The sequence below is a fragment of the Falsiroseomonas sp. RANM36 genome, from assembly GCF_056682175.1.
In genome coordinates this window covers 1,544,861-1,556,494 of the sequence record NZ_JBWXTD010000003.1, presented here as the reverse complement: position 1 = coordinate 1,556,494, position 11,634 = coordinate 1,544,861, and the positions used below count along the sequence as shown (strand labels likewise).

Here is an 11,634-nt window from a genome sequence, read left to right as displayed (position 1 = left end):
CACCTTCGTGCCGGAGAACGGCAAGCTGCTGATCCACACCAACGGCGTCTATGGCGACCGGCTGGTGGAGGTGGCGCGGAAGATCCGCACGCCGCATGCCAGCTTCCGCACCGCCCCCCACCCCCCCCCCCCCCCCCCCCCAAAAGCGGGCGCCCCGGGGGGCCCCCCCCCCCCCCCCCCGCGCCGCCCTCCGAAAAGGGCTGCGAATAGATCGCGCCCTCGCGCAGGATGCGGTCGTAGTGGATGCGGCGGCGGCGGCGATGCTCCGCGCGCGTTTCCGCGTCCATCTCGAGGTCCTCGGTCAGCGCGCCGGTCCAGAGCGTGCTGCACACATGCATGTTCCAGGTCAGCGCCGTCGCGCCGCAATAGCGGCCGAGCTCCGCCGCCGTCAGGCAATAGGCGCGGAAGCCGGCGCCGAGCCCGCCCTCCTCCGACGGCACGCAGATGCCCAAAAGCCCTTGGCGATGCATGTCGCGGTAGTTGTCGGTGGGGAAGGACGCCTCCCGGTCCCAGCGCGCGGCGCGCGGCGCCAGCACGCGCGCGCCGAAGTCCCGCGCCTTCGCGGTCAGCGCTGCTTCCTGCGGCGTCAGGCGGAAGGCGGCGGGGTCGAAGATCGGCGCGTCCATGCGAATCAGTCCGCCAGGAAGGGCAGCAGCGCCGCGCGGAATTCGGCCGGACGCTCGAGATGCACCATGTGGCCGGCCCCCGGGATCACCACCAGGCGCGATCCGGGGATGGTCTCCGCCATGCGCTGCATGGTCTTGAGCGGCGCTGCCTGGTCGCGCTCGCCGGCGATCAGCAGCGTCGGCACGGCGATGTTCGGCAGATCGGCGCGGCGGTCGAAGGTGGTCAGGCAGCGCACCGTGTCGCGATAGACCTCCGCCGGCACGGCGGCGGTCGCGGCGATGGCGCGCGGCAGCGCCTCGGGATCCGCGCCGGGCTCGAACATGCCGGCGAGCATCTCGGGCGCCGCCTCCGCCATCGTCCGCCCGCCTTCCAGCGGGCCGAGCCGCGCCTTCAGGAAGGCTTCCGCGAAGGCCGGATCGCGCCCGCCAAAGGCCGGCGTCGTCGCGTAGAGAACCATCTTCGACACGCGGTGCGGGAAGCGCGCGCAAAATTCCTGGGCGAGCATGCCGCCCATGGAATGCCCGACCAGTACCGCCTCGAACACGCGGTTCACGTCGAGCGACTCCAACAGCGCATCGGCCAGCGCCGGGAAGGTCATGTCCGGCAGCGCCGGCGTGCCACAGAAGCCCGGCATCGGCCAATGCATGGCTTCCGGCAGCAGGTCGCCCCAGGAAGGCCCGCCGATCCCATGCAGCAGAACGACCGTCACAGCACTTCTCCCTCGCGAACCACGTCCTCGCCATCCAGCGCGATGGTGCAGCCGAAGACGGGGATGTCGAAATGGCCTTCCGTGTAGCGCCCGGCGAACTCGTTGGCGCCGGTGGAGAACAGGAAGTTCCCTGCCGCCGCGCGCAGCTCCGTGCCGTTCACGTCGCGCTTGTCGTGGAACAGCAGCGCCTCCCGCCGCGCGCGCGGATTGAGGCCCCAGCCGACATGGCTGACGGCATAGGCGTTGCGGTCGCCCCAGGCGGCGAGATGCGCGCGCATCAGCCGCGCATCCGCGCCCTCCCCTTCCACGGAAACGATGTGATCGTCGCGCAGGATCAGGCGCACGGGGCTTTCGACGTAGCGCTTGAAGGTGAGGTTCGCGTCGCCCGGCGACAGCACCAAGGTGCCGTTCACCGTGCCGGCGCGCGGGAAGGCAACGACCACGCCGCCCGGCCAATGCGCGACGGTGCCGGGCCGGTCCGTCCAGCCCCAGACGCCGGCGCTCGGCGCGCCCTCCAGCACCACGTCGAGGTCGCTGCCCGCCGCGCTGGTCACGCGCATGCGCTTCGCCGCCCGCAGCTTCGCCAGCGCGGCCTTGACCATCGGCTGGTCCTCCGCACGCGGGACCAGGCGTTCCAGCACCTCGGGATGCTCGTCGCTGATCATCAGAACCCGACTGCCGGCGGCGAGAATTTCCTGAAGCTCCGGCGCGTGCAGCAGCCCTTCGCGCGTCAGGTCGAGGATCAGCGGCGAGGCCTTCAGCGCCGCCAGCGCGCCGGGATGCCCCTGCAGGGCGCGCGACGCGCCGGTGGAGCGCATCGGCATCGCGGCAACCGGCGGCGTCGGCACCACCACCCGAAAGGGCCGGCAGCCGAGCCGCCGCGCCGCAACCTCCGCCAGATCCTGGTTCAGCGCGCGGGACTGGCTTTCGGCCAGCACGCAGACCGGCTCGCCGGGCGCGGCCCTGCACAGGCGCAGCACGGATTCGAAGGCGTCCAGCCACTGCGGCTCGATCCGGTCGTCGCGCAATCCGGCCCTCCTTCCCCCTCGGGGCCAGCATAGCGCGGGCCGGGCCCTTCCGGCACCGCCCCGGGCGCACCATCTGGCGAGCCATGCCGCCTATCTCAACGCTCAGCCGCATCGTCCTGGTCCTGATGGTCGTCGCCGCCGTCGTGCAGATCGGCGTGCTCGTCTTGCGCTGACCGCCCGCGGGGGCGAGTCTGCCGCAGTCGAAGGAGCAGGGCGCATGAAGGTTGCAGTGATCGGCCTGGGGGCCATGGGCATGGGCGCGGCGAAGTCCTGCCTGCGCGCGGGGCTCGCCACCACCGGCTGCGACCTGCGGGACTCCGCGCGCGCCGACTTCGTCGCCGCCGGCGGTGCCGCCTGCGCCAGCCCCGCGGAGATCCCGGACGGCACCGAGGTCGTGCTGTTGCTGGTGGTCAACGCCGCGCAGACCGACGCGGCACTGTTCGGCGAGGCCGGCTGCGCGGGGCGCATGGCGCCCGGCGGCGTCGTGATCTCCTCGGCCACCATGTCGCCCGACGATGCGCGGCGCCTCGCCGCGGCGGTGGAAGAACGCGGCCTGCTGTATCTGGATGCGCCCGTCTCCGGCGGCGCCGCCAAGGCGGCGAGCGGCGAGATGACCGTGATGGCCTCCGGCAGCCCCGCGGCCTTCGATCGCGCGCAACCCGTGCTCGACGCGGTCGCGTCCAAGGTCTGGCGCCTGGGCGATGCGCCGGGCATCGGCGCCACGGTGAAGGTGGTGCACCAGCTTCTCGCCGGCGTGCATATCGCCGTGGCAGCCGAGGCGATGGCGCTCGGCATCCGCGCCGGCGCCGATCCGCGCCAGCTCTACGACGTGGTGACCAGCGCCGCCGGCAATTCCTGGATGTTCGAGAACCGCATGGCCCGCGTGCTGGAAGGCGACGACGCGCCGCGCAGCGCGGTGGACATCTTCGTCAAGGATCTCGGCCTGGTGGCGGAGATGGCGCGCGGCCTGAACCATCCGGTGCCGCTGGCCAGCCAGGCGCAGCAGCTCTTCACCGCGGCCAGCGCCATGGGCCATGGCCGCGCCGATGATGGCTTCGTGATCCGCGTCTGGCAGGCGCTGACCGGCATTCCGCTGCCGGGTGAGAAGCCAAAAGGCTGAGCTTCGGTCAGGCCTCGGGCGGCGGCACCGCGCCCGGGCGCGGATCCACCGGCACCATCCGGTCCAGGCCGGACCGGCCCTCGAACAACGCCGCGGCGCGCAGCGCCACCTCCTCGCGATGCGGCGGCGCGGCGATCTGCAGTCCGATAGGTCGCCCGTACTGGTCGAAGCCGCAGGGCACCGCCACCGCCGGGCAGCCGGCCATGGTGATCGCGGCGTTGAGCATGGAGCCGGCCATGTAGTGCTCCAGCTCCACGCCCGCGATGCTGGGCGGATTGCGCAGCATCACGTCGAAGGCCGGCGTCGGCGCGCCGGGCGTGATCAGCACGTCATACTGCGAGAACAACGCCGCCATCCGCCGGTAGAAGGCCGCGCGCTCGCGGTCGGCCCAGGCAAGCCGGCTGGGCGTGGCCGAGAGGCCGAGCTCGGTGTTCCAGATGATGTCGGGCTTGAGGCGGTCGCGCATCGCCTGCAGTTGCAACTCGCGATCCACCACGAAGGCCTGGCTGCGCAGCACGAGGAAGGCCTCGACCAGCTCGCCGAGATCGGGCGCCGCTTCCTCGACGATGCAGCCCAGCTCCTCGAAGCGGCGCACGGCGCGCGCGCAGATCTCGCGCGTCTCGCGGTCCACCGCCAGCTTGCCGTTGAAATCGGGCGTATAGGCGATGCGCCGGGGACGATGGCGCTCGGCCTCCGCCACGGCCTGGGCATAGGGCGTGGCCGGGGCGTCGCAGGTCAGCGGATCGAGCGGGCACCAGCCGGCCATGGTGTCGAGGAACAGCGCGACATCGGCCACGGATCGCGCCATCGGCCCCTGCACCGTCAGCGGCGAGAACAGGTTGTTCGGCGTGCCGCGCGTCACGCGGCCCGGCGTGGGCCGCAACCCGACCACGGAGCAATAGGTGCCGGGCCGCCGCAGGCTGCCAGCATGGTCGGTGCCCTGGGCAAGCCAAGCCTCCCCGGTGGCGACCGAGACGGCGCCGCCGCCGGTGCTGCCGGCGCAGGTGAGCGACGTGTTCCAGGGATTGCGCGTGCGGCCGAACACCTCGTTGAAGGTCGAGCCGCCGGCGCCGAATTCCGGCGTGTTGGACTTGCCGATGACGATCCCGCCGCGCGCCTCGATCCGCTTGACCACCGGATGCGATTCCGACGGGACGTGGTCTGCGAAGATCGGCGAGCCATAGGTGGTGCGCACGCCGGCCACGTCCGTCAGGTCCTTGATCGTCACGGGCAGGCCGCCGAGCCAGCCTGGCGCGCCTTCCAACTCACGCCCCTCGCCCCGCATCAGGCGCGCCGCATGTGCCCGCGCGCGATCGAGGCAGAGCGTCGGCAACGCGTTCACCGCCGGCTCCACCGCCGCGATGCGCGCCGCCGCCGCCTCGATCAGGTCGAGCGGCGAGACCTCCCGCCGGTGCAGCAGCGCCACGGCCTCGGTGGCGGTCAGACGGATCAGGTCGGACGGCATCATGGCATCGCCTGCTCGCCGGATCGGCGCCCCGCCGGTGCGCGCTGCAGGACCTGCACCAGGTCCCAGGCCCGTACATGCCGGTCGTTGAGGCCGCTCGCGTCCTGCAGCGCCAGATGCACGAAGGCCGGCGCGAGTTCCGCCGGATTCTTCCACACGGCGCGTTCCGCCGCGCCATAGGTCGTCTCGCTCATCGCCGTGCGCACCGGATGGCCCGGCGTGATCGTGTTCACGGACACGTTGTAGGGCGCAAGTTCCGCGGCCAGCGCGCGCGAGAACCCCTCGAGGCCGAACTTGGTCGCGGTGTAGGCGCTTTCCTCCGGCAGCCCTCGGACCCCGGCATTCGAGGAGACGTTGATGATGGCGCCGCGCCGCCGCGCCTTCATGCCCGGCGCGACCGCACGCACGCACAGGAAGGCGGCCCGAAGATTCACCGCCATCAGCGCGTCCCAAGTCTCCACCGCGATCGCCTCGACCGGGCCACGGGCGATGATGCCGGCATTGTTCACCAGCACGTCCACCCTGCCCGCGGCCGCCGCGATCGCCGAGAAGGTCGCGGCCACCGCGGCCGCATCGGCGAGGTCGAGCGGCCAGGCGGCGATCGCCCCGCCGGACGCCTCGGCCAGCGCGGCGAGTTCCGCCGCTTCCCGGTCCAGCGCATGGACCATCGCGCCTTCGGCGGCAAAGGCGCGCGCCACCGCCCGGCCGATGCCGCGCGCGGCGCCGGTGACCACCGCGACGCGGCCCGACAGGCGGTCCGACAGGCGGCCCGCCTCCCTCAATTCGCGTTTCTCCCACGCGACATCATGTCTCGATCCTCCCACGCGACATCATGTCGCGATTCTCCCACGCGACATCATGTCGCGATCTTCCCACGCGACATCATGTCGCGATGCGCCCGCCATCGATGACGATGCCGGCGCCGGTGACGAAGCCGGACTGGCGCGAGGCGAGGTAGAGCACCGTCTCCGCCACCTCCTCCGGCGTGCCCATGCGGCCGAGCGGCGTGACGGAGAGCGCATGCGCCATCCAGGCCGCGCGGTCCGGCGCGCGTTCCAGGTTGCGCTGGTTCATCGCGGTGTCGATCACGCCGGGGCAGATGGCGTTCACCCGGATGCCGCGCGCCGCGTACTCGATGGCGAGCACGCGGGTCAACGACATCACGGCGCCCTTGGAGGCCGCATAGGCGATATTGCCACCGACATTGGCGAAGGCCGCCACCGAGGCGTTGTTCACGATGGTGCCACCGCCGGCGCGCAGCAGCGCGGGTATGGCGTGCTTGCAGCCGAGGAAGGTGCCCTTGAGGTTGACGGCGATCACGCGCTCGAACAGCGTCTCCGTGACCTCGGTCGAGGGCGTCGCGGGCTGCTCGATTCCGGCATTGTTGAAGATCGTGTCGAGCCGCCCGAAGTCCTGCTCGGCGGCCGCGACGAGGGCCGCGACCTCCGTCTCCACCGTGACGTCGCAGCGGCGGAACAGCGCCCGCCCCCCTGCGGCGGTGATTTCGGCCTGCAGCGCTGCGCCGGCCTCGGCCTCCACGTCGCCGAGGACCACCGCCGCGCCTTCGCGCGCGAACAGCGTGGCCGCGGCGCGGCCGATGCCGGAAGCGCCGCCGGTGACGATCGCGACCATGCCGGCCATGCGCATCCGCCCGACTCCCCTCCTGCGCGTGCATGCGCCGGGATGCTATGGACGCGACCGGCGCGGCGCAATCCGCCTTCGGCATCCACCACGCCGCGCGCAGCAGCGGAGAGGCGCATGACGCAGCCGGACGGTCCCGAGATCATCCACCCCGAGGGCGTCGCCCGCACGCCGAGCTATGCCCATGTCTGCCGCGCCGGCGACTTCGTCTTCGTGGCCGGCCAGATCGCCAAGGACGAGGCAGGCAACTGGGTCGGCCTCGGCGATGCCGGCGCGCAGGCCCGGCAGGTCTATCGCAACATCGGCCGCTGCCTGGCGAGCGTGGGCGCGACGCCGCGTGACGTGGTGAAGATCAGCACGATCCTGGTGGACCGCGCGGACCGCGACGCCGTGACGGCCGAGCGCTTCGCCTTCTTCGGCGATCATCGCCCGCCGCATACCGGAGTGATCGTGACCGGTCTCGGCTCGCCCGAGGTGCGGGTGGAGGTGGAGGTCGTCGCCTGGGTGCCCAGGAACCCGCGATAGCGGATCAGCCTGCGGCGAAGCCGTGCCGCGCCAGGAGCGCGCCGTTGACGCAGGTGCGCAGGCTGCCGTCGCGCAGGAAATCCGCCGCGGTCTGCGCCGCCAGCCGGCGCATGTCGGCGAGGCTTTCGGGCGCATAGAAGGCGGCGTGCGGCGTCAGCACGAGCCGCCCCTCCAGCCAGGCTTCCTGGCGCGCCCAGGCGGCCAGCAGCGGATGCGCGCGATCCGGCGGCTCCTGCGGCAGCACGTCGAGGCCGGCCGCGACGACGCGCCCATCCCGCAGCCCGTCATGCAGCGCATCCAGGTCCACGATGCCGCCGCGCGCGGTGTTGAGCAGCACGGCGCCGGGCCGCAGCGCGGCGACCGCCGCTGCATCGATCAGCCGCGTCGTCTCGGTCGTCAGAGGGCAGTGCAGGCTGACGATGTCCGCGCTGCCAAGAAGCTCGTGCAGCGTGCGGCATCGGCGGAAGCCGAGCGCCAGTTCCATGCCGGCGGGCAGGCCCGGATCGTGGAAGGCGATCTCCAGCCCGAAGGCACGTGCCCGCAGCGCCGCCGCCAGCCCGATGCGGCCGAGGCCGACCACGCAGAAGGTGAGCCCCCGCAGCCGCCGCACCGGCGGCAGCACGAGTTCCGCCGTGGACCAGGCCGCCTCGCGCGCCAGCAGTCGTGCATTGTAGGCGGCGGTGCCGCGCATCAGCGTCAGCATCAGCGCGATGGCGTGGTCCGCGACTTCGGTGGTGCCGTAGTCCGGCGTGTTGCACACCGCGATGCCGCGCCGCGCGCAGGCCTCGAGGTCGATGTGGTTGAAGCCGACGCCGGCCTGCACCACCAGGCGCGCGCGTCGCATCCGCGACACCGTCTCCGCCGGCAGGTGATGGCGGCTGCGGCAGTTGATCACCACATCCGCGCCCGCCAGCACGGCGGGATCGAGCGGCGCGGCGCCGTCCGGCCGCCAGATCGCGATCTCCGGCCCCTCGCCCAGTATGCCGCGCTCGATGTCGGGCGTGTGGGCGAATTGCGGATCGAGGATGAGAACGACCAGGCGTTCCGTCATGCGGCGCTGCTGACGGGGGCCGGCGCGCCGACGCCGATCTCCGCCAAACTCTCCTCGATCGCTTCCAGGATCAGCGTCATGTCGCTCTCGACCAGGTCTCCCATGACGCCGATGCGGAAGGTGCCGGCGGCGGTCAGGCGGCCCGGGAAGATGACGAAGCCGCGCCGCTCCATCGCGGCGTAGAAGCGCGGGAAGTCGTAGGCAGGATCGGTCGGGTCGCGGAAGGTCGCGATGATCGGCGCCGCGACCTCGTCGGGCAGCAGCGTGACGAAGCCGCGCTGGCGCATGCCGTCCACCAGGCGCCGCCAGTTGCGCCGGTAGCGTTCCAGCCGCGGCGCGGCGCCGCCTTCCGCGCGGTGGCGCTCCACCGCCTTGCCGAGCGCCGCGAGCACATGGGTGGGCGGCGTCCAGCGCCACTGGTTGCCGCGGTCCTCGAAGAACCGCCACTGCGCGTGCAGGTCCAGCACGACCGAGGCGGAACGGCCCGCCGCGGCTTCCAGCGCCTTGCGCTCCGCGATGACGATGCCGATGCCGGGCACGCTCTCCAGGCACTTGTTGGGCGAGGCGATGATCGCGGTCAGCCCGAGCCCTGCGGCGTCGATCGGGAAGCCGCCAAAGGAGGCGACGGCGTCCACGATGACGCCGACACCGCGGCGCCGCGCCGCGGCGGCGATCGCCTCCAGCGGGTGCCGCACGCCGGTTCCGGTGTCCACATGGCAGAAGACCAGATGCGTGATAGCCGGATCGGCGGCCAGGGCGGCTTCGATGTCCTGCTCGGTCGGCAGCGGCAGCATCGGCAGTTCCAGCACGGCGACGTTCAGCCGGATGCCCTCCGCGATCTCGCGCAGGCGCGTGCCGTAGAAGCCGTTCTGGATCACCAGCAGCTTGCCGTCGCGCGGCACCAGCGTCTGGAAGGCGGCCTCGATACCGTAGGTCGCGCTGCCCTGGATCGGCACGCAGACATGCGTCTCGCGGCCGTTGCAGATCTCTAGCATGTAGTCGCGCAGGCCCGCTGTGAGTTCGCAATGCGCCGCGGCGTTGGGGCTGCGGTCGGCCAGCATCTCGCGCTTGACCTCGGGCGCAACGGTGAGCGGGCCGGGCGTCAGCAGGTAGAAGTCGTGGCGTCTCTCGGTCATGGCGATGCTCCCTCACCGGCGGCGCCGGTCTCGGCTTCCAGGGCGGCGATCTCCTCGGCCAGCCGCGCGCGCGCCGCCGGGATGTCGCCGACGATCTCGTGCAGCGGCGCCGTGCCGGCGCGCGCCAGGCCGGGCACCACCGCCTCGAACAAGGCTCGGCGCCGCTCATGCCGGGCGTGCGTGCCGATGCGCATCAGCGCCGCGTTGAGCCGCGTCATCGTCGCGTCGTCGAACACCGCTTCCCAGGCGTCCCGCTCGGGCCCGAAGAAGATCGCGGGCGGCGCACCGCGCGCGGCGGCCAGGCGCGCGCGCAGCGCGGCCGTCTCCGCCTCGTCCACCGTGTCGCCGGCGAGCACCACGCCGTAGTCGCGTGACGCAGCCGCGCGACTGACATGGCCGTCCAGCACGTCCTCCAGCACGGCGGCGGGCGGGCGTTCCAGCGGGTCGCCATAGCCGCCACCGCCGGGCGTCATGATGGTGACGACGTCACCGGGCTTCGGATGGAACACGTCGAGCTTGCCGAGCTCGCGCTCATCCGCGCGGCCGAGATTCACCACCACCCGCGCCGGCAGGCCAGGCCGGCCGCCGGCCACGCCCCAGGGGCGGAAGACGAAGCGCTCCATGCCGCGGCCCAGCACAGCACTGCCCGCGCGCGCGATGCGCACCGAGAAGATCACGCCGCTGCCGCCGCGCCAGCGCCCAGCGCCGCCGGAATCCGGCCGCAGCGCGTATTCGGTGATGATCGCGGCCGCTTCCTCCTCGGTCTTCTCCATCGGCGTGTTGCGCTGGTTCGCCAGCGAGGAGTCGCGCCCATCCACGCCATCGGCCCCCTGCCGGCCGCCGGTGCCGCCGACAAGCGACTGCAGCACCATCACATTGCGCCGCCCCGTCCGTGGATCCTGCTCGACGAGCACCGAGGGGATCATGATGCCGCCCGATGGCGCCGGCATGAGCCCCGGCCGCGCGCGGGTCAGCGCGCCGACGATCGTCTCGTTCAGGCGGATGGCGGTGGCGCTGCGGATGCCGACGGCGGCCGGCGGCTCCGGGTTCACCACGGTGCCGCGCGGCGCCTCCACCGTGACATGGCTGAACATGCCGTGGTTCAGCGGGATGGTGCGGTCATGGCTGAAGACGAAGTGCATGAGCTTCAGCGTGAGCCAGGGATGGCGCTTGCCCGCGGTGGGGATGTTGTAGGCCGAGGCGACCTGCGGGTCGGAGCCGGTGAAGTCCAGATGCACATGCCCGTCCTTCGCCGTCAGCCGGCAGCGCACGCGCACCGGCACCTTGGACACGAAGTCGTCGTCCAGCAGGTCCCAGAACTCGTAGGTGCCGTCGGGGATCAGGCGCTGCACCGCGCGCGCCTTCTCCCCGGCGTAGGCGACGAGGTCGCGCTGCGCCTGCAGGAAGGCCCCCGTCCCCATCTGCGCGACCATCTCCAGCACGCGCCGCTCGCCGGTCTCGAGTGCGGCCAGCATGGCGCGGATGTCGCCCATGTTGACCTCCGGCACGCGGCAATTGGCGCGGTAGAGGGTCAGGAAATCCTCGTTCAGCCGGCCCGCCTTCACCAGCTTCATCGGTGGGATCTGCAGCCCTTCCTGGAACAGGTCGGAGAAGCGTGGCGAGATGGAGGAAGGCACGCCGCCGCCGATATCGGCGGAGTGGATGAAATCCCACGCATGGGCGACGATGCGCCCCTCGACGAAGATCGGCCGGATCAGGTGCAGGTCCGGCATGTGGCTGGCCAGCCCGTCGCTGGCATAGGGGTGGTTGGTGATCACCACGTCGCCTGGTTCGAGATCGGGCACATGCGAAAGCGCCGGCCCGACATCGGAATCCAGGAAGCCGGAGACGCCCACGACCTTCGGATAGGCGAAGAAGCGCCCATCCGGCATCGCCAGCGCGCAGCCGAAGTCGCCGGCTTCCTTTACGTAGGTGGTGCGCGCGGTGCGCTGCAGGGTGATCGCCATCTCCTCGGTGATGGCGGTCACCTTGTGGAAGAAGATCTCGATCTGGACGCGGTCGGTGGCGATCATCGCGCAACCTCCGCGGTGACATGGAGGGTTCCGATCCGATCGGCCTGCGCCCGCCAGCCCGGCAGGATCAGCACGGTCGTGTCGTCCTGCTCGACGATGGACGGGCCATGCAGCACGGCGCCAGCGCCGAGATCCGCGCGCGCATAGACCGCCGCCTCCATCTCGGCCGCGCCCAGCCGCACGCGCCGCGCGCCGCGCGGCCGCGCCCCGGTCGGCGGCGCATCCCGCCGCGCGCCCGGCGGGGCGCGGCCGCTCACGCCGAGGCCCCCCCGGGGGACCAGGGCCGGGCGGCCGCGCCC

Annotated in this window: 11 protein-coding genes and 1 pseudogene; 2 read left to right on the top strand and 10 right to left on the bottom strand. The window is 72.3% G+C overall.

Annotated elements, in window-relative coordinates:
* The 3 genes from AC1MIR_RS12370 to AC1MIR_RS12360 all read right to left on the bottom strand — a co-directional run.
* Positions 1 to 626: acyl-CoA dehydrogenase family protein (locus AC1MIR_RS12370; RefSeq protein WP_480028453.1), on the bottom strand; the 626-nt coding region annotated here is incomplete at its 3' end.
* Between the two features lie 5 nt (positions 627 to 631).
* Positions 632 to 1,336: an alpha/beta fold hydrolase gene (locus tag AC1MIR_RS12365; RefSeq protein ID WP_480028452.1), complete on the bottom strand. Its 705-nt coding sequence runs from the start codon at positions 1,334 to 1,336 to the stop codon at positions 632 to 634.
* Positions 1,333 to 2,364: a 2,5-dihydroxypyridine 5,6-dioxygenase NicX family protein gene (locus AC1MIR_RS12360; protein WP_480028451.1), complete on the bottom strand. Its 1,032-nt coding sequence runs from the start codon at positions 2,362 to 2,364 to the stop codon at positions 1,333 to 1,335. The genes AC1MIR_RS12365 and AC1MIR_RS12360 overlap by 4 nt, the downstream gene beginning before the upstream one ends.
* A 217-nt stretch (positions 2,365 to 2,581) precedes the next feature.
* Between AC1MIR_RS12360 and ltnD the strand changes: the two genes are divergently transcribed.
* Positions 2,582 to 3,484: an L-threonate dehydrogenase gene (gene ltnD, locus AC1MIR_RS12355; RefSeq protein WP_480028450.1), complete on the top strand. Its 903-nt coding sequence runs from the start codon at positions 2,582 to 2,584 to the stop codon at positions 3,482 to 3,484.
* Positions 3,485 to 3,491: 7 nt separating this feature from the next.
* On the opposite strand, the gene AC1MIR_RS12350 is transcribed toward ltnD, so the two are convergent.
* The 3 genes from AC1MIR_RS12350 to AC1MIR_RS12340 form a co-directional block, all read right to left on the bottom strand.
* A complete protein-coding gene (locus tag AC1MIR_RS12350) occupies positions 3,492 to 4,952 on the bottom strand; it encodes an amidase (protein ID WP_480028449.1) in 1,461 nt (486 codons plus the stop codon).
* Entirely contained in the window at positions 4,949 to 5,731 is a 783-nt protein-coding gene (locus AC1MIR_RS12345; protein ID WP_480028448.1) for an SDR family NAD(P)-dependent oxidoreductase, read from the bottom strand. Before AC1MIR_RS12345 ends, AC1MIR_RS12350 begins: the two co-directional genes overlap by 4 nt.
* 100 nt (positions 5,732 to 5,831) lie before the next feature.
* The gene (locus AC1MIR_RS12340) at positions 5,832 to 6,590 is read right to left on the bottom strand and encodes an SDR family NAD(P)-dependent oxidoreductase (RefSeq protein WP_480028447.1); all 759 of its coding nucleotides are present in this window, start codon (positions 6,588 to 6,590) and stop codon (positions 5,832 to 5,834) included.
* Positions 6,591 to 6,707: 117 nt separating this feature from the next.
* Between AC1MIR_RS12340 and AC1MIR_RS12335 the strand changes: the two genes are divergently transcribed.
* A complete protein-coding gene (locus AC1MIR_RS12335) occupies positions 6,708 to 7,115 on the top strand; it encodes a RidA family protein (RefSeq protein WP_480028446.1) in 408 nt (135 codons plus the stop codon).
* A 4-nt stretch (positions 7,116 to 7,119) separates the two neighbouring features.
* On the opposite strand, the gene AC1MIR_RS12330 is transcribed toward AC1MIR_RS12335, so the two are convergent.
* The 4 genes and pseudogenes from AC1MIR_RS12330 to AC1MIR_RS12315 form a co-directional block, all read right to left on the bottom strand.
* Entirely contained in the window at positions 7,120 to 8,166 is a 1,047-nt protein-coding gene (locus tag AC1MIR_RS12330; protein ID WP_480028445.1) for a C-terminal binding protein, read from the bottom strand.
* Positions 8,163 to 9,302 (bottom strand): 2-aminoethylphosphonate--pyruvate transaminase, encoded by a 1,140-nt coding sequence (locus tag AC1MIR_RS12325; protein ID WP_480028444.1) that lies wholly within the window; start codon positions 9,300 to 9,302, stop codon positions 8,163 to 8,165. The genes AC1MIR_RS12330 and AC1MIR_RS12325 overlap by 4 nt, the downstream gene beginning before the upstream one ends.
* On the bottom strand, positions 9,299 to 11,335 hold the full coding sequence (locus AC1MIR_RS12320; protein WP_480028443.1) for a hydantoinase B/oxoprolinase family protein: 2,037 nt from the start codon (positions 11,333 to 11,335) through the stop codon (positions 9,299 to 9,301). The genes AC1MIR_RS12325 and AC1MIR_RS12320 overlap by 4 nt, the downstream gene beginning before the upstream one ends.
* A pseudogene (locus AC1MIR_RS12315) lies at positions 11,332 to 11,634 on the bottom strand (hypothetical protein); the annotation flags it as partial. The gene AC1MIR_RS12320 and the pseudogene AC1MIR_RS12315, both read right to left, overlap by 4 nt.

Excerpts from the sequence above, each read along its gene's own strand:
- ltnD (WP_480028450.1), top strand. The coding sequence starts at position 2,582 with ATGAAGGTTGCAGTGATCGGCCTGGGGGCCATGGGCATGGGCGCGGCG.
- AC1MIR_RS12350 (WP_480028449.1), bottom strand. The coding sequence starts at position 4,952 with ATGATGCCGTCCGACCTGATCCGTCTGACCGCCACCGAGGCCGTGGCG.
- AC1MIR_RS12340 (WP_480028447.1), bottom strand. The coding sequence starts at position 6,590 with ATGGCCGGCATGGTCGCGATCGTCACCGGCGGCGCTTCCGGCATCGGC.
- AC1MIR_RS12335 (WP_480028446.1), top strand. The coding sequence starts at position 6,708 with ATGACGCAGCCGGACGGTCCCGAGATCATCCACCCCGAGGGCGTCGCC.
- AC1MIR_RS12330 (WP_480028445.1), bottom strand. The coding sequence starts at position 8,166 with ATGACGGAACGCCTGGTCGTTCTCATCCTCGATCCGCAATTCGCCCAC.
- AC1MIR_RS12325 (WP_480028444.1), bottom strand. The coding sequence starts at position 9,302 with ATGACCGAGAGACGCCACGACTTCTACCTGCTGACGCCCGGCCCGCTC.
- AC1MIR_RS12320 (WP_480028443.1), bottom strand. The coding sequence starts at position 11,335 with ATGATCGCCACCGACCGCGTCCAGATCGAGATCTTCTTCCACAAGGTG.